The sequence below is a fragment of the Psychrobacter sp. TB55-MNA-CIBAN-0194 genome (assembly GCF_040309505.1).
Classification (GTDB): domain Bacteria; phylum Pseudomonadota; class Gammaproteobacteria; order Pseudomonadales; family Moraxellaceae; genus Psychrobacter; species Psychrobacter fozii.
In genome coordinates, this window is sequence record NZ_JBEOOW010000001.1 from 342,711 (window position 1) to 369,495 (window position 26,785).

19 protein-coding genes are annotated in these 26,785 nt (G+C 43.5%); 8 read left to right on the forward strand and 11 right to left on the reverse strand.

Annotated features, from left to right (window positions below; genetic code table 11):
- Positions 1–97: 97 nt before the first annotated feature.
- The 4 genes from nhaC to hppD all read right to left on the reverse strand — a co-directional run bounded on the left by nhaC (position 98) and on the right by hppD (position 4,186).
- Entirely contained in the window at positions 98–1,486 is a 1,389-nt protein-coding gene (gene nhaC, locus AAEY75_RS01330; RefSeq protein ID WP_352257933.1) for a Na+/H+ antiporter NhaC, read from the reverse strand.
- A gap of 52 nt (positions 1,487–1,538) precedes the next feature.
- Positions 1,539–1,883, reverse strand: a complete 345-nt coding sequence (locus AAEY75_RS01335) for a 4a-hydroxytetrahydrobiopterin dehydratase (protein WP_352257935.1) — start codon at positions 1,881–1,883, stop codon at positions 1,539–1,541.
- Between the two features lie 110 nt (positions 1,884–1,993).
- Positions 1,994–2,929, reverse strand: coding sequence for a phenylalanine 4-monooxygenase (gene phhA, locus AAEY75_RS01340; RefSeq protein ID WP_352257937.1), 936 nt, complete (start codon positions 2,927–2,929; stop codon positions 1,994–1,996).
- 156 nt (positions 2,930–3,085) lie between these two features.
- Positions 3,086–4,186, reverse strand: coding sequence for a 4-hydroxyphenylpyruvate dioxygenase (gene hppD / locus AAEY75_RS01345; RefSeq protein WP_352257939.1), 1,101 nt, complete (start codon positions 4,184–4,186; stop codon positions 3,086–3,088).
- Between the two features lie 144 nt (positions 4,187–4,330).
- On the opposite strand from hppD, the gene AAEY75_RS01350 reads away from it, so the two are divergent.
- From AAEY75_RS01350 to AAEY75_RS01370, 5 genes are all read left to right on the forward strand, one after another.
- Positions 4,331–5,260, forward strand: coding sequence for a LysR family transcriptional regulator (locus tag AAEY75_RS01350; protein WP_352257941.1), 930 nt, complete (start codon positions 4,331–4,333; stop codon positions 5,258–5,260).
- A gap of 271 nt (positions 5,261–5,531) precedes the next feature.
- A complete protein-coding gene (locus tag AAEY75_RS01355) occupies positions 5,532–6,728 on the forward strand; it encodes an amino acid aminotransferase (RefSeq protein WP_110922861.1) in 1,197 nt (398 codons plus the stop codon).
- Positions 6,729–7,153: 425 nt separating this feature from the next.
- On the forward strand, positions 7,154–8,458 hold the full coding sequence (gene fahA, locus AAEY75_RS01360) for a fumarylacetoacetase (protein WP_197216006.1): 1,305 nt from the start codon (positions 7,154–7,156) through the stop codon (positions 8,456–8,458).
- A gap of 124 nt (positions 8,459–8,582) precedes the next feature.
- Entirely contained in the window at positions 8,583–9,158 is a 576-nt protein-coding gene (locus tag AAEY75_RS01365) for a VOC family protein (RefSeq protein ID WP_197216008.1), read from the forward strand.
- A 139-nt stretch (positions 9,159–9,297) separates the two neighbouring features.
- Positions 9,298–10,350 carry a TRAP transporter substrate-binding protein gene (locus tag AAEY75_RS01370; RefSeq protein ID WP_197216469.1) on the forward strand — a complete coding sequence of 351 codons (1,053 nt, stop codon included), beginning with the start codon at positions 9,298–9,300 and terminating at the stop codon, positions 10,348–10,350.
- Positions 10,351–10,429: 79 nt separating this feature from the next.
- Here the strand turns inward: AAEY75_RS01370 and AAEY75_RS01375 are convergent, their stop codons facing one another.
- Positions 10,430–11,278 (reverse strand): IclR family transcriptional regulator, encoded by an 849-nt coding sequence (locus AAEY75_RS01375; protein ID WP_197216010.1) that lies wholly within the window; start codon positions 11,276–11,278, stop codon positions 10,430–10,432.
- Positions 11,279–11,443: 165 nt separating this feature from the next.
- Between AAEY75_RS01375 and maiA the strand changes: the two genes are divergently transcribed.
- A complete protein-coding gene (gene maiA, locus AAEY75_RS01380; RefSeq protein WP_197216472.1) occupies positions 11,444–12,088 on the forward strand; it encodes a maleylacetoacetate isomerase in 645 nt (214 codons plus the stop codon).
- A gap of 213 nt (positions 12,089–12,301) precedes the next feature.
- Positions 12,302–13,483: an acyl-CoA dehydrogenase family protein gene (locus AAEY75_RS01385; RefSeq protein WP_352257944.1), complete on the forward strand. Its 1,182-nt coding sequence runs from the start codon at positions 12,302–12,304 to the stop codon at positions 13,481–13,483.
- A gap of 291 nt (positions 13,484–13,774) precedes the next feature.
- Here the strand turns inward: AAEY75_RS01385 and AAEY75_RS01390 are convergent, their stop codons facing one another.
- From AAEY75_RS01390 to AAEY75_RS01400, 3 genes are all read right to left on the reverse strand, one after another.
- The gene (locus AAEY75_RS01390; protein WP_352257946.1) at positions 13,775–18,172 is read right to left on the reverse strand and encodes a YadA-like family protein; all 4,398 of its coding nucleotides are present in this window, start codon (positions 18,170–18,172) and stop codon (positions 13,775–13,777) included.
- A gap of 520 nt (positions 18,173–18,692) precedes the next feature.
- Entirely contained in the window at positions 18,693–20,330 is a 1,638-nt protein-coding gene (locus tag AAEY75_RS01395) for a sensor histidine kinase (RefSeq protein ID WP_352257948.1), read from the reverse strand.
- A 14-nt stretch (positions 20,331–20,344) separates the two neighbouring features.
- Positions 20,345–21,031, reverse strand: a complete 687-nt coding sequence (locus tag AAEY75_RS01400) for a response regulator transcription factor (protein ID WP_352257950.1) — start codon at positions 21,029–21,031, stop codon at positions 20,345–20,347.
- A gap of 237 nt (positions 21,032–21,268) precedes the next feature.
- Here AAEY75_RS01400 and AAEY75_RS01405 point away from each other — a divergent pair, with 237 nt between their 5' ends.
- Complete coding sequence (locus AAEY75_RS01405) at positions 21,269–21,820, forward strand: Spy/CpxP family protein refolding chaperone (protein ID WP_352257952.1); 552 nt, start codon at positions 21,269–21,271, stop codon at positions 21,818–21,820.
- 109 nt (positions 21,821–21,929) lie between these two features.
- Here the strand turns inward: AAEY75_RS01405 and AAEY75_RS01410 are convergent, their stop codons facing one another.
- Genes AAEY75_RS01410 through AAEY75_RS01420 form a run of 3 tightly spaced genes read right to left on the reverse strand, consistent with a single transcriptional unit; the run spans position 21,930 to position 26,561 of the window.
- Complete coding sequence (locus AAEY75_RS01410; RefSeq protein ID WP_197216022.1) at positions 21,930–22,814, reverse strand: exonuclease domain-containing protein; 885 nt, start codon at positions 22,812–22,814, stop codon at positions 21,930–21,932.
- A 53-nt stretch (positions 22,815–22,867) separates the two neighbouring features.
- Complete coding sequence (locus tag AAEY75_RS01415) at positions 22,868–24,439, reverse strand: hypothetical protein (protein WP_197216024.1); 1,572 nt, start codon at positions 24,437–24,439, stop codon at positions 22,868–22,870.
- A 52-nt stretch (positions 24,440–24,491) separates the two neighbouring features.
- Positions 24,492–26,561, reverse strand: a complete 2,070-nt coding sequence (locus AAEY75_RS01420) for a hypothetical protein (protein ID WP_352257954.1) — start codon at positions 26,559–26,561, stop codon at positions 24,492–24,494.
- Positions 26,562–26,785: the final 224 nt, after the last annotated feature.

A 26,785-nucleotide genomic window follows, 5' to 3' on the forward strand; every position in this document is an offset into this window, starting at 1 on the left:
ATTGAAGACACGCCCTAGTATTAACAGCTGTCCTAAATATTGTTTGGGACAGCTTTATAGTAAGAATAGCATCAGAGCAATAGTGAGCAGATAACACCTAATGGCTCTTTATTCGACTAATAGTCAGCCCTGTAAAGCCAAAGAGCAGCGTCAATAGCAAAGACAAATAACAGAAAAACGCATAAGGCAGATAATCCAACACCGGCACCCCTAGCGCCTGACTGATAAATACCCCGCACACACTCCAAGGCACCAACGGATTAATCACCGTCCCCGCATCCTCAATCGTACGAGACAAATTCTTTGGATGTAAGTTCAAGCGCTCAAACGTCGAACGAAAAGCCGTCCCTGACAATAGAATACTTAAATACTGCTCACCGATCAGCACATTAATACTCAGTGCTGACATCGCTGCTGCAAAGATCGCCCGTCCTGACGTCGTCAACGTGTCTTTGATACCAGATAGCAATGCTGGTAACACACCCAATGCCGTGAGCAACCCGCCGAGACTCAGTGCCAATATCACAATCGCCTGCGTAAAGAACATACTTTGTACACCGCCGCGCGATAGCATTCCCCCTACTTCACCTAGCTCTAATGACTCAGCCGGTGCATACCCTGCAAACAGGTAACCACCCAATTGTCCAAAGCTTGGACTACTATGTATATAAGTGATAATAAGCGCCACAGCAATGGTGCAGATAATCGTATAGATGGCATTGACTCGAAAGACCGCCAGTCCCACTAATACCACGAACGGCAATACCGCATAGTTTTGTACCAAGCCACTGTCGATGAGCTGTCCTTGTAAGACAGTCACCTGACTAAGATCAGAACCTGCTGTCTGACCTGAGAACATCCAAAACAAGATAACCGTGAGTATCCAAGCAGGAACGGTGGTGTACATCATATTGCGAATGTGTTCAAACAGATCGATACCGACAACAGAGGATGCAATAGTACAGGTATCAGACAAGGGGGACATCTTATCGCCGAAGAACGCTCCTGAGACGACGGCACCAGCCGCTATCGCTACATTGGCATCAAAGGCATTACTCATCCCGATAAACGCCACACCAAGCGTTGCCGCTGTGGTTAGACTACTACCAAGTGCAATACCAATAATGGAAGTCAGTACAAAGGCGGAGATGTAATAATACTCTGGTGAGATGAGCTGAAAACCAAAGTACATGAGGGTGGGTATGGCACCTGACATCATAAGAGCGGCAACCATCAAACCAATAAAGAAGAACAGGTAGATGGCACCGATACCGCGCATGATACCTGAGGCCATTTGCGCTTGCATGTCATCAAAGCTCAGTCCTTTAAAGGCACCAATGCCCAGTAGGATACAGATAGCAAGTATCAAGGAGAGATGCGGCACCCAGCCAAAGCCGATCATGGTGATACCCATAATGGCGATGACGATGGCTGATATGATGAAGGCTTGCTGAGGGGTGATATGGGTGAGGATTCTTGGAGGCATCACACATCCTTATGTTGCCAGTTAAATTTAGTTTTTGAATTGACGAGTCTTTTTACGCTTGATCTAGCAAGCGATCGGTCTTAGCCGCCATGACAAAATCATTGCGATGTAGACCTTTGATACTATGCGACCACCAAGTGACGGTCACCTTGCCCCACTCTACCAGCATGCCTGGATGATGCCCTTCTGCTTCAGCGATGTCTGCCAACTGATTGGCAAATGCCATTGCCGTGACGAAGCTTTTGAATTTATATTGACGTTGTAATTGCTTGATACTCTCTACTTCAATCAGCGACCAACTAGGAATCTGCTGTAACAGCTCACGCGCCTCAGCATCGTCGACTTTCGGTGCGCCGATACGGCAGGCTTCGCAACTGTCTTGTGATAATGTCATCATTATTATGTCCTTTTATATTCGTTGATAGATAAATGTACGTCCATGTTGACGCTTATACTTCACTACTGCATGTTATATCGCATGAAAGCTATCTTTAACACCATAATCAATCAGGCATTTTTTATAGGATAACTTGGCTCAAACAGACCCATTGACATGGCTTTTTTGACCACTCCCATGATATCGCTATCCACGATGTCAAATAGCGTATCCAAATTATCAATCACATAGTAAATCGGTTGGATATGATCGATACGATAAGGGGTGCGGAGTACGTCGAGTAAATCAAACGCACGATGCTCTGGTTGGCGCTCTACTTGATGTGGGCTTTCACCTTGCTGATCAGAATGCTCTCTAAGCGCATAGACTGTTTCAGATGGTGAGCTTAAAATGCCGCCGCCATAGATTCGGCGATTATCTTGAGTTTGTCCGACCAGACCAAACTCGATGGTAAACCAATAGAGCCGTGCCAAAAACCACCTTTCTTCCTTACTGGCATTCAGACCCAACTTGCCATACGTCTCATTAAATGTCGCAAACGCAGGGTGCGTCAGTAGCGGGCAATGTCCAACGATTTCATGAAAGATATCAGGCTCTTCGATATAGTCCATATCATCCAATCGACGGATAAAGGTTGCGACTGGAAAGGATTTATTGGCCAACAGTTTGAAGAATTTTCCAAAGCTAATGAGCGCAGGCACAGCAGCTGTCTGCCAACCTGTAGTGGCTTGTAATACTTCGTCAATATCTCGTAGCTGAGGAATACGTGTGATCGGTAGGTTTAATTTGTTCAAACCCTCTAGATATGCACTACAAGCACGATTGGGTATATGCTGAGCTTGACGCGCTAGCAACGCTTGCCACATCGCATGCTCATCATCACTGTAGTGAATATGACCATTACTATCTGGCTGGTGCGAGATATACGGCTGTTTTTTGTTCGTCGCGTTAGGACGATTGGGCGCATCGTCGCTTTGCTTGTTAGTTGCAACGCTATTGGTGCCGATGGCTGTATTAAGAGGATCTATATGTGATAGGCGTTCCATGCCTGTATTCCTTTTATCGCAATCCGTACATTACCTTTGCACTTGTGATATTTGTACTCGTGCTTTTTAGTAACGTACCTATTGAAGAGTCCATGAGGACAAGCCAAACTCCTTTTGTCTTGTCCAGTTGTTGCATTTTTTGAGTGTAGTGTGATTTTATGGTGTTTCAGTCTCTGGCTGACCAACCGTGCCGCGACGTACTTGATCGCGTTCTATCGACTCAAACAAGGCTTTAAAGTTACCTTCACCAAAGCCGTCTGCATAATCACCTTTACGTTGAATGAACTCGAAGAACACTGGGCTACCTAAGATAGTTTCAGAGAAAATCTGTAGCAGTAGACGCGGTGCGCCGCCAACTGTTGTACCGTCTAATAAGATACCGCGCATTTGCAATTCAGCCACATTTTCACCATGGTTTGGTAAGCGCTCGCTCAGCATGTCATAGTAAGCAGCGTTTGGTGCGGTCATGAGTGGAATGCCAGCCGCTTTTAGTTTATCAATACTGGCAAACAAGTCATCGCTGGCCAGAGCAATATGCTGAATACCTTCGCCATTGAAATGCATCAAGTATTCTTCGATTTGGCCACCGCCCTGCTTGGCTTCTTCATTGAGCGGAATACGGATTTTGCCATCAGGTGCCGTCATGGCTTTACTGGTCAATCCTGTGTACTCGCCTTTGATATCAAAATAGCGAATCTCACGGAAATTAAAGATGCGCTCATAGAAGTTGGCCCAATAGGCCATACGACCACGGTAAACGTTGTGGGTTAAATGATCGATGACTTTGAAACCATGTCCGACAGGACGCCTGTCAACCTCTGCAAAAAACTCAAAGTCGACGTCATAGATAGACTCACCATCTTTGTAACGGTCAATCAAATAGATCAGTGAGCCGCCGATGCCCTTAATTGCGGGCAGTCTCAGCTCCATCACGCCAGTTGGCACCTCTACTGGTTGCGCGCCCATCTCGATAGCACGCTCGTAGGCTTTTTTGGAATCTTGTACCCGAAAGCCCATGCTACAAGCACCAGCGCCATGTTCTTCAACGAAGTAACTGGCTTGGCTTTTTGGTTCACGGTTTAGGATAAGATTGATGTCACCTTGACGATATAGAGCAACATCTTTTGAACGGTGATTGGCCACATGTGTAAAGCCAAGCTGTTTAAATAATGCATCGACAGCGTCTGGTTTAGGCGAGGCGAATTCAACAAAATCAAACCCATTTAGTCCCATCGGGTTTTCAAATAAATCTGCCATTGTAATCATCCTTAATTTCAATTGGTGGTAAAAATACGATAAAACGATTGGTAATCAATCTTTATTGTTGACGTTGTATTTATATTAGATTAGGTTTATTTATAAGACTAATTGTTTTTTATGATTTATTTATCAGGTTTACTTATGAATATCAGCATTCGCCAACTCACCGCATTTATCCAAGTCGCTGACAACGGCAGTTTCACTCGGGCCAGCGATCAGATGCATTTGACCCAATCTGCCGTTAGTGGTTTGATCAAAGAATTAGAATCTAGCCTCGGTATCGTGTTATTCGACCGTACGACCCGCCAACTATCTCTGTCCGCAGTCGGACGGCATTTATTACCGCAAGCACGGCGTATCTTGAATGAGATGCAACTGTTTGAAAATGAAGCGAGTAGCTTGACCAGCCTAGCGCAAGGTCAAGTGCGACTGGCCGTTTCCCAGTTCGCAGCTTCCTCTATGCCCGCAGTTATCGCTCAGTTTGCCAAAAAACATCCAGAGATTAGTGTGTCGTTGGTAGATTGCTCTGCAGAGAACTTACTCAGACATATCCAAGATATCGAAGTAGATTTAGGAGTCGGTACTGAGCTTGATTTTGTGGAGACGGAGGATGACATCAGGGCTGATTTGTTATATCAGTTGCCATTTTGCGTGGTGATGCCAGATAGCCATGCATTGGCACAAAAGAGTGAAATTACATGGCAGGATTTATTAGATATTCCACTCATCACGCTGCAAGGGCCATTTATAGAGCAAGTGACTGCAGAACTGGATGAACGTATCACTACTCATATCCAGCAAGCGCGCTATAAAGTCAATTTTATGTCCACGGCGCTTGAGATGACCCGTCAAGGATTTGGCATTACGCTGTGCCTGCCCTACATGCCCGAAGTTATCGACTGGGTAAGTGCCAACGGGTTACAGATGCGGCCACTGGCACAGCCTGTTAGAATGCGTCAGTTCTTTATTTATCAACGGGCATCTCGTGCTTTGTCACCAGCGACCATCGCGTTTAAGATATTTTTGCAAACATATTTTTCGAGCCACTTTAACGATTTACAGCGTATTTGAGTATTATTGTTGGGCGACTCAGAAAATGAGCAAGGTAACGCAGATGATCAGACAGCGCAGATAATATCGAAACGCTGACTGGCTATTTGATGATGTTTGGCAAGATTTGGCCATGTTTAACCCATTTAGCTGGCCATCGATTGAACTAAGGGCTCTTCCTAGTTAATTATTTTATAAATTCATCAGAATAACTGAATCTGATATTGAGTTAACGGCCAATTTGCTCTATTCTTTTTAACGCCTCAATTTATATCTCTTGTAAGGAAAAAAAATGTTTGAACGTATCGATTATTATGCGGGTGATCCAATCCTAGGATTGATGGACAAGTTTGCAGCAGACAACAACCCAGATAAAGTAAATTTAGGCGTGGGCGTCTATTATGATGAGGATGGCAAATTGCCAGTACTCGAGTGTGTAAAAATCGCTGAGCAGCGTATTGCAGACCCAGTATCTCCTCGTCCCTACTTACCAATGGCTGGCTTACCAGGACACCGTAAAGGCTGTCAGGAATTGCTGTTTGGTAAAGACGCTCAAATCTTAAAAGACGATTTGGTTGCGACCATCGCGACTATCGGCGGTTCTGGTGCGTTGAAAGTAGGTGCAGAGTTTATGCATCAATGGTTCCCACAAGCCAAGTGCTACGTGAGTGATCCAACGTGGGGCAACCACATTGCCATCTTTGAAGGCTCTGATGTTGAAGTCGGTAAATATCCGTACTACGACAAAACAACCAGCAGCATCAAATTTGACGAGATGATTGCGTTTTTTGAAACGTTGAACAAGAACGACGTCATCTTGTTACACCCTTGCTGCCACAACCCAACCGGTATGGACTTGACCCGTGAGCAGTGGGATACCGTGCTAAACGTCATCCAAGCTCGTGAATTGATTCCATTCATGGACATTGCTTACCAAGGTTTTGGCGAAGACATGGACAGCGATGCTTACGCTATCCGTAAAGCCGTAGATATGGGGCTGCCACTGTTTGTGAGCAACTCATTCTCTAAAAACTTATCGCTATACGGTGAGCGTGTCGGCGGTCTATCTGTCGTCTGCCCAACAGCAGATGAAGCCAAACGCGTCTTCGGTCAGCTAAATGCGACTGTACGCCGCATCTACTCAAGCCCACCATCACATGGTGGCCGTGTCGTCGATATCGTGATGAACGACGAAGTGTTACATGAGCAATGGGTTGGTGAAGTTTACGCGATGCGTGACCGTATCAAATCTATGCGTACCAAGCTAAAATCAGTATTAGAAGCTAAAATCCCTGGTCGTAGCTTTGATTACTTGACCGATCAAAACGGTATGTTCAGCTTTACTGGCCTCACTCCTGAGCAAGTCGAACAGCTACAAACCAAGTTTGGTATCTACATGGTATCTAACTCGCGTATGTGTGTTGCGGGCTTGAACAGCAGCAATATCGATTATGTTGCCAATGCAATGGTTGAAGTCTTAAAAGACTGATTTAATCACGCATTAAAAACGTAACCTATTAAAGAACAGATATCAATAAAAAGGCTGAGCGATTGCTCAGCCTTTTTTTGTGTGCAGTATTTAGGGCATACCCTAGGGCATGTCTTCATTTCAAAAATGGTGATAAAAATGAGATAAATTGCCGTCAGACAAGAAAAATAGCGCAGATAATATCGGGATATTAGCCAGCTATTTGACGATGTTTGGCAAGATTTAGCCATTTTTAGCCCATTTAGATGACTATCGAGTGATATTGAAGATATGCCCTAGTCAAAACAACGGTAATAACTTTTCAAAGACGCTTTTTACGGAAGGCATTGCACAAAAAACTTGCAATCGATATATCAATAAATTACATTATACGTAAGTAGTTAATTATAACGTAATTCATTATGTACTTTAGCAAGGAGCAAATCATGTCAACGATTGACAGTACCCTCACCTCATTTATCAATATCGCCGCTGATTCTGACTTTTCAATCCACAACCTCCCTTACGGTATTTTTAGCGATACCAAAGACGCTGCTGATAATAACAAGCGCCGTGCAGGCGTTGCCATCGGTGAGCACGTATTGGATCTATCTGTGCTAGAGACAGAAGGCTTATTAAGCTTATTAGATGGTGGACCATACTTTGATCAATCCACTCTAAATGCTTTTATTGATTCAGGCCGAGATAACTGGACGAAGGCACGTCAAACCATTCAAACGCTACTCTCCAGCGACAATGATACCTTACGTGATAATGCCGACTTACAGCAAAAGGCGTTGTTTAAACAAGCAGATGTTACGATGCACCTGCCTGTTCGAGTGCCCGGCTTTACAGACTTTTACTCTTCTAAAGAGCATGCCACTAACGTCGGTACTATGTTCCGCGATCCAAATAACGCCCTACTACCTAACTGGACCGAAATGCCCGTCGGTTATAACGGACGCGCCAGCACTGTCATCGTCAGTGGAACTGATATCGTACGTCCATCCGGTCAGCTAAAACCCAATGCTGACGACCGCCCTATTTTTTCTGCCTGTAAGCGCTTGGATTTTGAGTTAGAGACCGCATTTGTCGTTGGTAAAGGCAATCATATCGGTCAACCAATCGCCGTAGATGAGGCCTCTGATCATATCTTCGGCATGGTGCTGCTCAACGACTGGTCGGCACGAGATATCCAAAAGTGGGAATACGTGCCTTTAGGTCCATTCAATGCCAAAACCTTTGCTTCTGAGGTTTCCCCTTGGATTATCACCATGGATGCACTGGCCCCATTTAAAACAGTTTGCCCAACACAAGAACCCAAGCCGCTTGCTTATCTGAACGAAAAAGCGAGCGATAACAGCTTTAATATCAATCTATCCGTTGAGCTACTGCCTGAAAATTCGGAGACTACTACTGTCATTTGCGAGACCAATTTTAAATATATGTATTGGTCCATGGCACAGCAGCTCACCCACCACACCATCACTGGCTGCAAGGTTGAAGTCGGTGACATGATGGGCTCAGGGACGATTTCAGGGCCAACGCCTGACTCTTATGGCTCGATGCTAGAGATTGCTTGGAACGCTACCAAACCAGTCACGCTAAAAGGCGGCGAGACGCGCAGCTTTATCGAAGATGGTGACACAGTCATTATGAAAGGCTATAGCGAAAAAGATGGTATTCGTGTTGGATTTGGTGAAGTGCGTGGCAAAGTATTACCAGCGCTTAGCTTTGATTTTGACAAATAGCAACCGTATATAAAAAAGGCGTAAAAGTAGATTCAAACTGTCAGAAAATAATGACATGCCGTCTATAAACACTGGCAGTTTGTCTACTGATATTAACGATACGCCCTATCAAAAGGAGTTTGATATGAGCTTTACCATTGAAAAAATTCATCATGTGGCTTATCGCTGCAAAGATGCCAAAGAAACCGTTGAATGGTATCAACAGCATTTGAATATGGATTTCATCTTAGCATTCGCAGAAGACCATGTGCCTTCAACCAAAGCCTTTGACCCTTATATGCATGTCTTCTTGAATGCTGGTAGTGGCAATGTATTGGCTTTCTTTGAAGTACCCAATCAACCTGAGATGGGCTTTGATCCAAACACCCCAAATTGGGTGCAGCATTTGGCGCTAAAGGTCAAAGACCGTAATGAGCTACTGATTGCCAAAGAGCACTTAGAACAAGGTGGCATTGACGTCATTGGCGTGACCAATCACGGTATTTTTCACTCTATTTACTTCTTTGATCCCAATGGGCATCGTCTTGAGTTGACCTATGATGACCCAACCTCAGAAGACAAAGTCTCGATGATTACAGACGCCATCAAGCAAGACATGCTAGATGAGTGGTCTCGTACCAAACGCGCGCCAGCACATACGCAGTTTTTGCACAGTGAAGAGTTGGCTGAAGCAAGAGAAATCGCGCCTGTCGGTGAGTAATTGCCCTATCATTCTGTTTGCTAGCTTTTTTCATATGACTGATTAATCATCGCTTTAAGCTTAAAAGTGATGATTAGTGACACACCCTACGTAGCAAAAGATAGCACACGATATCTAACCATCATGAAAGGATTCTATGATGAAAGTAAAAGCACCCTTAGGAATACTCTTAGCTGCCTCGATTGCGATGGCTGGCTGCTCCAATAACGACCAATCGGTCAGCACATCTACGGATACAGGTGAAGTGACGACATTGCGCTTCTCGCATTTTATGACTGCCACTGACAATATAAACACCGAAGCGTTAGAACCATGGGCAAAGAAAATTGAAGCGGATTCAAAAGGCCGATTAAAGGTTGAGATATACCCTTCTGCGACGCTCAGCAAACCAGGGTCTACTTATGATGCTACAGCGAAAGGTAGTGTGGATATTGGTATGCAAGCGCAAGGATATACAGCAGGACGATTCCCTTTGACTCAAATCGTAGAGTTGCCAGGCATCACAAATACTGCACAGCAGCAGAGCTGTATACTTCATAAGCTATATGATGAAGGTGTCATTAAAGATGAATACGAAGACACTCATTTGCTCGCTTTGATAGGGACTGGTCAAGGTGCGCTTCATACAGTTGATAAGCCGATTCGCACGCCAGCCGATATGAAAGGTCTACGTATTCGCCAGCCTTCTGCGGTTGCTAGCCACATCATCGAAGCGACTGGCGCCGCACCTGTCGGCATGCCTGCCAGTGATACTTACACCTCTCTTCAGCGCGGTGTCATTGATGGGCTCAGCTTTACTTGGCAACCTATTCAAGCATTTCGCCTTGACGAGTTAATCAATACGCACACCAACATCCCTTTTTATAATTCCACCTTTGTGATCAGTATGAATAAAGATAAATATAACAGCTTGCCTGATGACCTCAAACAAGTAATTGATGACAATTCTGGCGCAGAGCTGGCAGCGCATATCTCTAAGGTATTTGACGTCAGCAATGCCAAAGCGATGGCCGCCGCCAAAGCAAAAGGCGATATTATGATTGATATTCCTGATCCACTCAATGACCCAGATTGGAGAGGCCCATTAATGGAAGGCTCTCAACATTACCTTGATGAAGTCAATGCGACTGGCCTAGACGCTGACAATGTATACGAGAAGGCAAAAGCGGCCAGTAGCGTCTGTATGGTTTAGAGGACAAACATTATTAGATGATGTTCGAAAATAAATTTCTCGATGCGATAGCCGTTTAGCTTATAGCACAAAATACTGGCTACGCTAGTTGATAACGCTGTGCTATCGCTAATATTTTTTCGACCACATGATGTTGCTCGCTCATCGGTAACTGCTCTGTGGTTCCGATGACCGTAATGGCATACTCTAATGGCAAGCTCTGAGTAACTGACTCAGCAGTAACCGTAGACTGACTGGCGATATTACCTGTCAGCTGAGGTACGATAATAGGAATGGTAATGGCATTAATACCCATCACCATATCACCCGTGACAGTTGCATAGCCATGGGTACGAATTTTTGCTTGTAGTTGGGTAAAATTCCGCCACTGCTCTACTTTAATGGCTTCATCGCTTGCATGCCATTCAGCCATAACCAATGGTTGGATAATCTCTTCAGATTGATAACTGGCAAACAGCTGACCTGTCGCCGACGTCGTCAGTGGCATACGTGAACCAATGCGAGTAATGATACTGATTGGACTGTCTGGCTCAACAGACTGAATAATAATAGGCCCTTCGCTGAACCATTTGGCAATTTGCACCCCGCAGTTGAGGATATCTTTTATCTCATTGGCTGCATGAGTCAGTCGCTCCAAGATGTTATTTGAACTGACCCCGTTATGACTAAGTGCATTGACTCGAATACCTAGTCCATAGCGCCCATCGTTTAGCTGCCGAGCGTAATTTTTGCGGATGAGGCTAACCATATACCGGTGACACTTTGCTGGATGCATTTGCATGGCTTCAGCGATGTCTTTTAGCATCATAGGTTCATTGCGGTCGATAAGCACATCTAGTATCGACAGCCCAATCTCAAGTGACTGTACCCCACCTTGATTTTTATTGGTGGTAGCAGATTTGTCTATAAGGGTTTCAGCTGCTGGCATGGCTTGCTCGATTAATGATTTGTTGGGTTAGTTCAAATAAACATCATTGAAATAAAAAATTAATATCAAGATACTTATATTAATTGCATTAAATAAGAATGCTATAACGAATTATAACCGCTTATTTCACTCACAACATACCATAATAAAAGGGAATTCATAATGATGGCACTCTATGGCTACTTTCGTAGTAGCACCTCTTACCGTACTCGTATTGCGATGAACCTAAAGGGCTTGGATTATGACTACATCGCGGTCAACTTGGCTCAAGACGAACAATTAGAAAGCGCATTTAAATTACTCAATCCACAAGGGTTGGTACCTGTCTTACAAGCCGACGATTTATTGCTCTATCAAAGCCCCGCTATCTTGGAATGGTTAGAGGATATTTATCCTGAAAGCCCCCTATTGCCTAAAGATGCATCTGGACGCATGCAAGTACGTGCCATTAGCGCCATGGTTGGCTGTGATATTCATCCTCTCAATAACCGCCGTATCTTACAATATTTACGTAATGAGCTTTCGGTAGACGAGGAAGATGTCATTGCATGGTGCAATCGCTGGATAACTGAAGGTTTTACCGCTTTGGAAAAAATACTAGCAAAAGATAAAACTCGTGGAAAATTTTGCTACGGTGACAGCCCTACGTTTGCAGACTGTTATCTCATTCCGCAAGTTTCTTCTGCTCGCCGCTTCAAAGTAGACCTCAGCACTTATCCTAATATTATGGAAATTGATGCGCATTGCCGCACGCTAAAAGCCTTTGCAGAGGCGGATCCTATGGTGCAGTCTGATGCCCCAAAGTCCTAATAAGTCGCCAAAGAAGACTAACCAATATCGTTACATCCCTTCTAATCATTCATCTTTCAATACAATATGGCATATATGCAAATTATTGATTATATAGTGAGCAACTGTTGGATATTTTTGATAAAATACCTTATATATCAAATATAGAATTAATTAAAATTCATTGATTATAAATAATTACACTGTTTTATCAATTATAAAAGGTTGGGGATAATGGACGATAACACTTCGCTAAACAAGACAGACCTTCTACCTTCTGATGCAGCTACTGAGGTTTTCCCATTAGCTGTATCCGCTAGAGAGGACACAGAAGCCGCTAGAAAAATTGCACCGACCGTGGTCAAACAGCTTTCAGAATCTGCCTTGTTTAGAATGGGATTGCCAAAATCACTGGGAGGATGGGAAGGCAATCCTGTAGAAACCTTAAAAGTATATGAGACCTTAGCCAGTGCTGAAGCTTCAGTGGCTTGGATCGTTTGGAATAACCATTTAGCGTGTACGTTTGGCAGGTTTTTAGACGAGTCTAGTATGAAAGAGATATACAACGACCCCTCCCACGTTTATGCCAACTCAGCCCGCCCCGAGGGCGTTGCCACAGTGGTCGATAATGGCTATATGGTATCTGGTCGATGGACACTAGTATCTGGATGTGAATTGGCGGATTGGTTTGTGCTGCGCTGTTTGGTGGTCTCAGAAGGATCTCCAACCACTCTGGGGCCAGGAGCAAACCTAAAGCTGTTTTTTATTCCAAAAACAGAAGTAGAAGTCATTGATACGTGGAATGTTGGCGGATTGAATGGCACAGGCAGTCACGACATAGTCATTAAAGATGCTTTTGTAAAAGAAGCTTATGCTGTTGGGTTTGATAGCCCTGTCGCCATCGATAATGCTTATAGTCGCTTGCCTATTGGTTGTATCAATGCAGCAGGTTGCGCTGCCATGTCTCTAGGTGTATTAAAGGCCACAATGGACGACTTAATTGACATGTGTCTTGAGAGAGTCACGCCTGGTAAGAACCCAGATCTACGCGACCGCGCCACCGTACAAGCTACCATCGCGAAGAGTACAACCCTATTAGCATCTAGGCGCTTACAGTTAGATAATAGCGTCGAGGCATTGTGGAATGAAGCGCAGCAACAGAACACCTTTACCGATGTGCAACTTGCGGATGTCTGGGCAGCATCATGTGAGGCTGCCAGAGAAGCTCGAGCGATGGTATCTGAAATCTATGCGGTTGCTGGCACTGCTTCATTGTATAAACAACATAAAATAGAAAGAGCGCATAGAGACATTCATGCGATTTTACAACACGGTATCGTGCAGCCTCATTGGATGAATCAAGCTGGCATGGCTTATGTTGGATTAACACCGAACGCTGCGATGTTTAGAGTATAGTCAAACCCATACAAATCCGCTACATTGCTACCTTGCCAACCATACTCATGTATAGCTTGCACTCGGCTCCCTTGTATCAAAAGTATCGAAATTGTTTGAACTCAACTATATGAATGTGACTTCTATAATAAGTACTAGCGCTTGTACAACATAAGGTACAAGCGCTTTTTACTGCTTAGAATTTACTGCTTAATAATTGTATAAAACATCTATTATTTACCCGTAAAAAAGCAAGACATTCGTTGTCTTGCTTTTTTGTATTTGATTGACAATCATAATTGAGAGACCTCTTTAATCAAAATGGAAGCCTGCGCCAATCGCGCCGCCTGCGTTGCCCTGAGTATCTGCGGTACCATTTATCTTCATGACCCAACGGCCATCATTTGATAATTTGGAAAAACCAACAGCAACCGCGCTTTCTCCATTATACGTACCGACACCACCGCTAATCATTGACTTGCCTGCGATATAAGCTTGCGGTAATGAAGACATCGCCATTGCTGCTGAAATACCAGCATTCGCATTCTCTTCGACTTCACCAATTTTATAGCCTAGATCGCTCATATTGTTATTGAGTCTACTATCTAGCGCGCTCAATTGACTGTAGTTGACAGCATCTGTCGCTTCGACGCCATCAGCGACACCTGTTATGCGCTGATTACCAGCATATAGACCTTGAGCGGTCATGCTTGGGCCATCTTGCATGCTGATGCCACTACTATTGATAATAGTCGTACCCACTGTGACACTATCAACACTGATGTTACCGTTCAAGTCAAACTTGATACTACTGCCCTCTGCGGTAGTGGTTATGTTATTGCCACCTGTAAAACTCAGGACACTGCCATCTCCGACTGGCTTATTGATATTAGCGCCACTATCTGCACTAAAATTGAGCCCAGCATCAAGCTTGTCCGTGTTGGTTTTAATGTTCGTGGTATTGTTCATAATATTGCTAGTGTTGGTAGCGATATTAGTTGTATTGGTAGAAATATTGGTCGTGTTAGTGGCAATTTTTGTAGTGTTGAATTGCACATTTTCATTGATTTCAATGGTGCCTTGTCTGATAGAAGCAATCGCACCATCTATGTTGCCCTCACCTGTTCCACCGATGTTGCTATTGGTGAACGTACCACTCTCAGAATTATAGACAGTGTCACCACCGATAATGCTGCTGATACCACTCCCTTGTGCATAAAGCTGACTGCCATTGATAGCATCTTGGCTGCCGGCTGTTACCTCACCATTTTGGACGTTGGTGACTTTGTTATTAGCGGCATCAATGCCACTTTTCGTGACGCTTGGACCACCTGTAATGGTCAACCCATTGTCATTCATGATGGCATCACCAGTGGTTACACTATCTAAGATGATATCTGGATTTAGATCAAAGCTAATATCATTAGCATTGGTAGGTATTGCTGCATCTTGTAGTCCCGTACCAGCAGCAAAGGCAGTGGCATCATTCACTGATGTTCTAGATACTTTGATATTACCATCTCTACTGTTCAGATCGAGAGCATCTCCTTGTTTGACCATGGTAGCAATATCACCTTGAGCCGTGATTCCCCACCCTTGATCTAAGGCAATAGTCACTTCTTTTAATTGCCCAACATTTACAGCATCTGTATCTAGCACACCTTCCCCAACGTTGCGGATAGTGTTGCCTCCATTGTCTAAGCCACGGCTACTCAATGAGACCTGTGAGACCATTCTACCTAAGCCATTATTAACGAAGGTAAAGCCTGCATCACTCATGATGCTATTACCTACTTGCATACTGCCAGTATCCCCTAGGTCTAGCTGGTTATTTAGCTTGACCTGAACACCGGTCTCAGAAGCAATAGTAGTCAGGTTGCTATCACCTGTGACATTGATAGTATCACCCAATGCAAATTGCTGATCATTGTCGCTATTACCGTCACCTATTTTGATACCTTTGGCAATTTCATCATTGGTCGTTGTGAGCTGTGCAAAGTTGACGGCATCACTTGGTGCAATTCCTTCAGCGACTTTGATAATTCTATTATTACCATTATCAAGCCCTTCATTGCTAAGCGTAATGGTCTGATTAGGGCCATCAGTTATGGTGATACCTGCATTATTCAGTACCGTGTTTTCCATTCTCACGCTACCATTTTTACCAAGTACCACATCTTCAGCCAATCTAACATTTAGATTACCTTCATCATCAGCGATGACACCGATATTGTTCTCAGTTAATTCTGTTGCGCCGCCTTGAATCGTCAATGTCTGACCTAGTTTGCGATTGACGACAACTGCGGTATCGTCTCCGGTAAAGCTCAAACCCAAGTCAACGGTGCTATTGGTTGCATTTAACTGGCCAACATTGACAGCATCCGTATCTTCCTCACCATCATCTACGTTAGTGATTTTATTCCCGCCGTTATTGAGACCACTATTGCTTAGGCTAACTGTACTGCCACCAAGGAAGCTGACACCATCCGTGTTTAGCAACGTATCGCCTGTAGTGACGCTAGTGAAAACAACTTCATCTGCTGTCGCCACTTTAATACCACCGTTCTCAGCGGTTAAGACAATATTATCACCTGTTAGGAAATTGGCCGTGTTATCAGTTTGATTAAGTGTTTTCACTTCAGCGCCATCTATTTGAGTAATGACCGTTTGTATGGCACTGTCAGCTTTCACTAAACTGGCTTTGCTAGCTTCACTCAAGTCGACTGCATAGTCGGTCGTATTAGTCGCCATGTCTTTGTCACCTGCGGTCACTGTGACGGCTGAAGATCCTGCTGAAGTAGTCACGCCATTTGCATTGACTGTGTAGACGTCTTGACCGTTCTGACCCGTAGATTTCACAACATCAGCCACGTTAGTACCTGCGGCAACCTCTGTTTTAGCAGCGGCAGATGCACGGTTCACATCACCGATGTTTGCGGCATTGAAGTCACTACCCACACCACTTGCGACGTTTGTAATTTGATTGCCGCCATTATTAAGACCACTGCTGCTTAATCTAACAGTACTGCCACCCAAGAAGCTGACACCATCTGTGTTTAGCAATGTATTACCTGTAGTAACACTATCTAAACCTGTGACGTCTTTTGCCAGTTTAAGAGTCAAAGTATCAGATCCATCAGCAATCACACCAATATTATTGCTATTAGACAGCTTTGCACTATCCGTCTCCCCACCTTTTACAATGAGCTGTTCACCGAGTTTACGGTTGATAGGAGTACCAGTATCACCGCCGAAATCCATACCTTTATCAAGTGTGCTATTGATACCGTTTTGCAGCCCCTTTAGCTGCGCGACATTCACTGCATCACTATTACTAGTGCCCGCTGCAACGTTGACAATCTGACGGTTACCGCCTTCTGACCCAGTACCAACTGATACAGCGCCGAGTGTCACACTTTTTGTCGCAATAATGGCATTTTCATCGATGAACAAAGTCCCTATTGGCACAAATCCAGTGGCTCCGCCTGCGACATTAGCAATAGATTTTGATCCCAGTGCCACGCCATTTTGGGTAGCAGATTGAGCACCTGCACCAAGTGCTAACGCGCCTTTTTCGGTAGCAGAAGACGCCACACCGAATGCGGATGAGGCGGTTTCAGAAGCGCTAGCATGTGTACCTATCGCTGTCGCAAGATGACCTTCTGTACGGGCTTTAACACCGATTGCTATGGAAGCCGCACCACCCGATTCGGTATTTCCAGCATAGGGATCGCTTAGATCCAATAAATCTCGACCAGCATATTCGTTAAATGCGGTATTTACTGTCCCACTATTCAGAGTGGTGTCAGTGATAGTCCCGTCGAGATTGTATATCGATGCTAGGTTTAGATCGTCTCCACCAATGGCAATAGAAGAGCCACCTCGTGAGACGACATTTGCACCGATAGCAATAGATTGCTCTCCACTCGCCAGCGTTTGTTGCCCAGATTCCGAGCTACCAATCGCAATGGTTTGACTGCCAGTTGCTTTTGCGTTGCCACCCATCGCCATGGCGTTATAGCCTGTTGCCCCATCATTATTTGCGTTACCGCTAGCGGTTGAATCTACGCTGTAGTATTTAGTCTTATTGGCTGCAACTGTATTAGTTAAGCTGTTTAACTGCGAACCATTCACAGCATCTTTACTCGTTGCTGTAATGTCACCATCATCGACATTTATGATTTTATTATTACCATTATTTAGCCCACTATGACCAAGCGTGACAGTATTGACTAAATTGCTAGCTACTATCTTGACACCAGAATGATCAACCAGCGTATCACCTGTTTTAAGACTACCATCAGTACCCAAATCGACAGTTTTATCGAGCTTTATCGTGAGTGATTTATCATGCTTGTTAGCCGTGACACTGATATTTTTGGTGTTTGGGCTTCCTATAACTGTTTCACCACCTTGGATGGTCAAAGTCTGATGATAAAAAGGATTGGTATAAATCTCACGTGCTGGATCATCTCCGGCAAAATAGGTGCCTACTGCATTTGCATGCATACCAAAACCAGCCGCAAGCAGCCCAAGCCCTATCGCGCTCAAGCGCAAGGTATGAATAGAAGACAGGTTAGATGTTGTATTGATGGTAGCATTAGCGCTCACACTAGATTTGGAAGACTTACCACGCCCCTTCACATACTCACCGACTGCGGTAAAGCAACTTAAGGCTTCATTCCAGATGACTTTATAAATGCGGTTCATGACATGTACTCCCTTACAGAATGGTTAGAATTAAAAACCAAAGACAAGATCCATCTTGTAGAGAGTTGTTATGACGAAATAAAATGATTTATGAGCTTATAGCAGTGAGGCCTTTATGGGTTATTGTTTGTGTTAATCGTTGAAAAATAAGACATTTTATTTCTTGAAATCTTTATTACTCTCTGTATATATTAGTATTACCGAATATATACAGAGAGACAATGCCGTTTGTCTTGACTTTAATACCGACTGTCTTATATATGTCGAAAAATGAATATAAATAATGGTATGAAATCATAAAAAAATACAATTGTCCACTTATTTACCTAAAAATATGCTCTTATCGATATATCAAAGATATAAGATAAGAGCGTTTTTACTATGCTAATGATAGTCGGTTCAGTATGTTTACGGCTTTAGAATTTAACTATAGATAATACAAATGAGAGCATTATAGAAATTTAAAATAAGTAAGCATCACACTGTACTCAAGTTATATAGAATTGATTAAAATGACTTCTCAACCCTCTTTAGATCCTATCGGTAATACTATCTGTACCACCAACCCTTGTATCCCGTCTTTGCGATTATAAGTATGGATATAGCCCTTGTGAGCGGTTACTACTGCATGAACGATGGCCAGTCCTAATCCATAACCACCCGTTTCACGATGCCGAGCAGAGTCCAGTCGTACAAATGGTTGAAAAATACGCTCTAAATCCTTTTCTGCCACACCGCCGCCTTCGTCCGTTATGCTGATCTGAATCGCAGATGTCTTATCCTCTGTCTCTATTTCTTTAATTTCAGCAATGACTTTGGAACTAGGAGCAGTATGCATAAAGGCATTGCGAATAATATTCTCAAGGGCGCTATACAGCTGTTCTTGATTACCTAACACTGTCAAAGAGGTTGTTGACGCTGTTAATAGTGCAGAATCGGGCGATTGCCACTGCCATTGCACGTCTTTATTTTGAAACTCGAAACAGACGTCTTGCCCAATCTCACTGATAATTTCAGCAATATCGACCGTGTCGTTTTCTAAGTTGTCGATGGTATATTGCTGCATTTGCAGTGACTGGATATGAATGATTTGTTCAATTAACTCATTCATTCGTGCTGACTCTTTGTCTATGCGATCTAGATAGCGACTGGCATTAGGGGCAAAATCTCGAGTCAGCTCAGTCGCGACATCCAGACGTGCCAACGGCGAACGCAGCTCATGCGAGATGTCACTCAACATCTGCTTGCGTGCCAGCTCACTTTCAGCCAATCGTGTTGACAGCTTGACCACATCATTAGCAAGTAAACCCAATTCGTCATCTCCCATTTTCGATAAATTTGGATGGGCTTGATAGTCACCATCAATCATACGGTGCACGGTGTTCTGTACACGGCGAATACGCTGAGTCATCGTACGACTGAGCCAAATACAAACCAAGATACTAAAGATAATAATCAACAACAGACGTATGGGAAAATTACTATGCTGCAGCTCCACTACGTCAGAAAAACGCAAATGCGGACGCAACTGTATAATAACCGTTTGCTCATCTGGTAGAGCGACCGTCACATCGGCCAGTTCAGGACGATTCTCAGAATCAGCTATCGTCGCGCTACTCGGAATCATAGGCGGCAAAAGATAGCTTAATGCCGATGGTTGAGCATTCGGCATATCTTTATCACGTCTAGGCTGTATTGGCAGCTTTGGCTCTAGTGATGGTGGTTCTGTTGCCTGCTGACCCTCTGGTCTACTTTTTGGTCTTGGCTCCTCTCCCTCTCCATCACGATAATAGTCTGGCTCTATCGCCTGCTGACCATATGGCCTAAGTTCCGGCCTCAGCTCATCCCTATCGCGATAACGCGGAAATATAATGGCACCTTGCTCATCATAGACTCTAATTTGATTCATCAGCCATCGGTCTTGATGGTACATCTGCTTGACGGCTGTCAAGTCGCCAGCTTCTAGTGCCGTAACCATCTCTTGACGCTTAGTCAATAACGTATCGACCTGCACATCCATAAGAGCGGTGAGCGCTTTTTCACTCAACCAACGCTCTACCATGACCGATAAGATAGAAGTGACCAGAATGGTGACTAATAGGCTCAAAAACAGCCGCCAAAACAGGGTGATTCGCACCTTAAATTTAGGAGTATTCATCGATGATTCCATTATTAAAGTACTAGCTGATAACCTTTACCACGAACCGCTTTTATTGGCTCGTCATGAAAAGGTTGAAGTTTTTTACGCAGGCGTGACACATGCACATCTAAGCTACGGTCAAAAGGCTGAAGTTCACGTTGCAATACATGCTCTGATAGCCATTCTTTACTGACCACCTCGCCTTTTTGTTTGAGGAGCGCTACCAATAGATCAAACTCTGTACCCGTCACTTGCAGCTCAATACCATCTATTTGACAAATTCGCTGATTTTGATCGAGATGCAAGCGACCTTCTGGTAATGGTGTGTGATCTGACACCGCCGCATTGGTACGTTTAATCACTGCATTGATACGTGCCAGCAGCTCTCGAGGGTTACAGGGTTTGGTAATATAATCATCAGCGCCAAGCTCTAGACCGATGATACGATCAATCTCCTCGCCTTTTGCTGTCAACATAATGACAGGGATATCAATAATATTCGGTAATTGGCGCAGTACGCTGAGCCCATCCATTTTTGGCATCATAATATCAAGCACTAGCAAATCATAAATAGGCGCCTGAGTACTCGCCATTTTCAGTTTTTTTATGACTGCCTCACCATCATGAACGCAGTCACATTGGATGCCGTGATTGTGTAAGTACTCTTGTAATAATTGAGTCAACTCTTCGTCATCGTCGCCTAATAATATATTTGGCATATTTTTCTCCTTTAGCTTTGAATCGCTTTGTTATCTATATTATCAGGCAAGAGCTTATCGATTCGCTATAAACGTTACTTTTCTTAATACTTCATAAATGTTCGTAACCTTCAACTGTCGTAAGATAGCACCTATCAACAGCAGGTATTGTGTTTATCTACAGCACTTAAAAGTAATATTTGCTAGATGACCGTTTAATGTTTACTTAACCAAATCAATCAAATAAAAGGTATTGTTATGAAAAAATTACTATTGGGCTCAGTATTAGCATTGTCTAGCGTATTTACTGTCACAGCCTGTACCAGCGTCAATGCAAACACGGATACCACACCATCGGCCACTAAAATGCAAAAACAGCATAAAGCCGGTATGAAAAAGGGCGACATGAAAAAAGGTGGTATGAGAGGCCCATTGTCACAACTGGATCTGACCGAAGCACAACAAACACAAATTAAAGCCATCATGGAAGCGAAGCATGGCGATCGCAAAACAGAACGTGCACAACATCAGGCAGAACGTGCGCAAATGGATCAGCAGATTCAAGCATTGACCAATGCCCGCACATTGAATAATGCCGCAGTAAGCCGTCTGGCTGATCAACAAGCAGCAAAAGAGAAGCAACGCTTTATTGAACGTGTACAAACCCAGCATGCAATTGCTCAAGTATTAACTGCTGAGCAACGTGCCGAACTTGCACAAATGAAAGAAGAAAGAAAAAATGACAAAAAAGATGATCGTGGTTCAGACCATCGTGAGCCACGTGGCGAACGTCCTCAACCAGGCATGTAATAATCTACTCCGGAAAAGTATGATTTTTATCTAGCGATATAAGTTTTAAATAAAAAAGCGCCTCTATTTGATAGAGGCGCTTTTTTATTTGCTAATATAAATATTTAAATCAATCTGATATTTTAATTAATTTCAAAAACTCTTTCTCTGCCAAAACCTTAATATCTATACCGCTCTGTATAAGCTCTTCTACTTTTCGATGCTTACTACTTTTTTCGTGGCCTGCCAGCAATGTTAAATCTTGAACACCAACCACGAGGTAATCTAGCTTTTTTGAAGCACCTGCTTTCACATTAAACCCATTCTTGGCTGCTATCTCAGCAATCTCTGCTCTACCAATACTCAAGTCTCCCGTAAAACAAATATTAAGTCCTGCGTATTGACCTGCTTCATCTCCAGTTTTGGTAATATTACGTGGATAACTCTGATTGTTTACACGTCGCTGTTGATGATAAATACTATTATATTCACTAGCTTCTACCCAATCACGGATCGATAGACTATTCTCTCTGAGGATAGTTACGGTGATAAATCCACATGCTTTAGCATCCTCTAAGGCATCGTGATGAGTAAATCGATAATTCCATTCTTTACATATATTCGCTAGATTATAACCTTGAACCGCAAAGCGCTGACAAGTCCTACGCACTAATACAGTCGCATCTACCCACTGTAGCTCTGGTACCGGTAACTTATGGTTGTCAAGACTTTGCCTTAAAGCCCTTTGATCAAAATTCGTATAGCTAACAACAATATTTTCACCGATAAACTTCAGTATATTTCCATAGATGTCATGCATGTATGGGGCATCTTTCACCATACTGCTGGTAATACCATGCACTTCTATATTTTGACGACTGAAAGAGGTCAGAGGTGCGACTAAAGTGCAATAGGTATCAATCAACTTACCGTTTAAATATTTAGCCAACCCTATTTGGCAAATAGACCCTACATCACTATTTGCAGTTTCAACATCAATAGTCACAAAGTTCACTATATATTCCCTTATTTAATATAATTTTCCATACCATCCTCAATAGCAGCAAACTATCTTTCAGCCATCACTAACCTATCAAATACCATCTTGCCTATCATCGTACCATTGCCATCACGATAATATTGCATAAGCTCACGACCATACTGTCGCGCATCAATACTATTACTGGCATTCGGCACTTGCACATCACTTGGCAAATTTGGGAATGCCATGTCTTTAGAGCTGATAGAAGAATACTGCTGCAAAGCGTCCATTACGATGCCGCCTGACTTATTATCAGCAGACTGATATTTGCTTGGGAACGCACTACGCGAATGCTGCCATTTGAGCTGACCACGTTTGTCAAACCCATACAGTTCTTGTACGGTTGTATTGTCTAATAATTCTGACTCGTCCGTCTCAGCATCCTTATTCATACTGTCTTTCAGCATTGCCAATACTTGCTGTACCAATGCTTTACTGGTCAATTTATCAGTCTCAGTGGCGCTTGCCTCATAAGAAGCATCACTATCTTGGACCAGTTCAGGATATTGCTTACTGATACGATCGTAGAATATCTGCATATAATCTTGATAAAATTGCTCATAGCTATCAGCACTTTGCACACGGCGAATCACTTGAGCACTTGCTTGCATAACTGGTAACTGATGTTCCGGTAATTTAGGAGACAGTGATGCCAGTGTGTTGGGCGCGACATAATCAAACTGACTAACAGGTGCCGCTTCAAAGGTACGGTCTAGCGCCTCAAAATGGCTCTTTATCACCTCACTACCAAAACCTTTAGGCAGCGTGCCATCGTCAATCGCTATCTTTAACCACTTATTTCGCCATTTTGTACCGAGCTTGTCATCTAATAAATCTGAATTAAACATCGCAAAGTTATCTGCCCATAGATAGATATCACCGTTTTTGAAATCGATATAAATGGGCTGATTAATGCTACTGTGATGATTGCGCGCTTGATACTGCACACTGGCGAGCATGGTAGCCTTGCCAGCCATTGGCTGATAGACACCTTGAGAGTTGATAGACAGCGGCTTTAATAGATAAGCATCTAATAGCTTTGCTTTTTTCACGTCTACTGGTTTTGACTGCTCATCATAATTATCAAACAGCTGCTGGTACGATGCTGGCACGGTAATATCGCTATCATACTGACTGTCTACCCACGCTTCATAAGCATCTGAACATTCAAGGTAACTGTCTTTTAGTGTCGTTCTCTGAGCGTCATACTCCGTATCCAAAATATCTTTATTTTGCGTGTCGGCCTGAGAAATTAAGTCAGCATAAGCTTGATCGTGTGTGTCTTCGCAGTAATCATCTATATAACCTGACGCGACCGACTTTTCTTCTTTTGCATTGGCAATCTGCTGATCGTTATTAATCTCAATATTGCCGTGATAACTGAATGATTGGCGACGCTGTTTTTGTAACGCGGTTGCCAATGCTGTTTTGGCCGCGGTTGGTGTTTGCTGTGCCGTGATAGCCGTAGACTGGCCGAGACTAGTAGATTGACAACCTGTTAATAATAATGCGCCTGTTATGAATGCACTGGTGAATAAAGTGTGGCTTTTGAGCATTGACGGCAGACGACCTACGATGTCTTGTTGTACTGTTTTCATTTTTTGTCCTTAATAAATATGGGCTTGAACCGACGATAGTGCTAATGACGCTCTATCGGTTGTCCGTATCATCTTCAGCATCGTTGTAGTCTTCGCTATAGTCAGTGTCATAGTCATAGTCATAGTCATAGTCATCACTAGAGTCATACTCTGACGCATCACTGGCATAATCGTCACTGGCATCAGTATAATCACTATCGTAATCATAACGGGCATAACGGGCGGTATCTAGCCTATCTTCTGCTTGATGTTGTTCTGCCATCCACGCATTGCCATCGATAGCAGGTTTGGCGTTTTCACCGAAAGATTCTGCCAATAAAGGCGTTAATACATGATTTTTAAAACTGGTTTTATCGTAGCGCACCTGATTTAATACAGTGGTTGTAGAGCCCATCAAATCGCCACCGATATTCATGCGCTGTTGCTTGGCAAGCAGACGGTCTGAGCTGTCTAAGTAATAGTAGTTGATTTGATTGAACGAGATAGGACCGATGGCCTCAATCAATTGTAATAACGACCCCACATCTGCACTTTGATAGCCCTTATTGTATAGCTGCAATTTATCAATGGCTGTTTTTAGCATCGCACCATCAGGATACTTTTCTGGATTTGCATCGACATAATCTTGTAATGACTTGGACATGTACTTCAGCGTTTTACCGATCATCTCACCGCTTTGTTGACTACCGAAATATACTTTTACCGCTCGGCTAGCACCGACTTCTTTGGCAAACCGATCATTACGAATATCTACCGCACTAAAATGCTCAGGCGCCAGCTCTGCCATACTGTCCTGTATCGCAGAAATCGCCGCATCATAAAGTACTGCTGGCGGCAGTTGTTCCGTAATGCTCTCTGGCAACCCAAAACTAACGGTATGCGATGCCATCTCATTAGGTAGTGGCGTATGGTCAGGATTGGCAATTGCCATGATGGGCATAATGACTGAAGGATCGACTGTGATACGACTGTTGTCAAAATCAAGCGCGAGTGGTATTTGTACCGATGCGCTAATCGTTGGCGTCACATAATCATAGCTGTAGACGCTTTGTATTTGTCGCTGCTTAGGGTTGTATTGACTGACACTGCTGAACATGAGGTTTTTATATTGATATTCATTTGATGCAGCTATCTGCTCAGGCGTACGATGAATCATGCTAAGCATTTGACCAAGCACGCCTGACGCTGACTCAGGGGGAAACGCGCTTGCTGTACCAGCCATTTCTGCTTGTTGTTTTGCCATCTGCATGGCTTCATATTGCTCTGTCATGCTTTTGGGGTTTAATTCTGATAACTTTGAAAAAGCACTGTCCGATTCATAATCATCAGTTTCATAGGCTTCTGTAGCATAGTCACTGCGACTATAACCGTTTTCATCATAGCCGTCTTGGTCGTAACCTTCATCATCGTAGCCGTACTCGTTGTATCCGTCTTCATCGTAGCCATACCAGTCATAACCATTTTCGTCATAGCCATTTTCATCATATGCAATGTCATCTGACTCCTCAGCATATTCTTCGACGACGACTTCATCTGCAGCATCGACATAACCATCATAATCTGACTCAGATTCATAAAAGTCCCCGTTATCTGAGTCGTAGTCCGACTCATAGTCGCCTGAAGTTTCTTTTTTATAAACATAGGTCTCTAAAATAGTCTTAAGTAAACTGCTAGCGCCGGCATCAATACTGTCTGGACTGATAAAAGGCGCTGCTTGATAGTTGGCTTGTGAGACTGACACATGCTCCGTTGCTAAATGCTGACAAATAGCGGTCAATAAATGTAACTTGGCTTGATTCTCTGTACTGGGATATTTTTCTTGGTCAAACAGTTGGGCATAGCGTTCAGACTTGGCATGTAAACTGGCATTAAATGCACGGCCCTGTGCTTGGCTTTGTACGGTATCTGCCGTTTCAAAATCAATCATCTTTCCTGATACGGCAGCAGATGATGAGACGGTCGGGTTTGATTGACAGCCTGTCACCATAGTCGTCGCACCCACAGACAAAATGGCACAGCCAGCAATCATTATCGACTGACGCTTACTAGTGCTCGATGACTGATGAACGGATGATTGAGGTAAAGTTGGCTGGTCATTTTTACGAAAAATAGGCGGTGACATGAGACTTCCTTAATCTAAGCTGACAAACAATTGTAAGTATCGTATTGGTAGCGTTATTTATATCACAAAACATTACTAGCTAGCGATAATAGCGCAATTTTTCATTTAGTTTCCATAAATCATTGGGTTTCACCATCCTATTTATTCACTGAACACTTAAAACGCTCTCGTATTAGACAGCTATCTGTCTCTATGAAAATAAAAAGCAGTAGCACAATGAACAA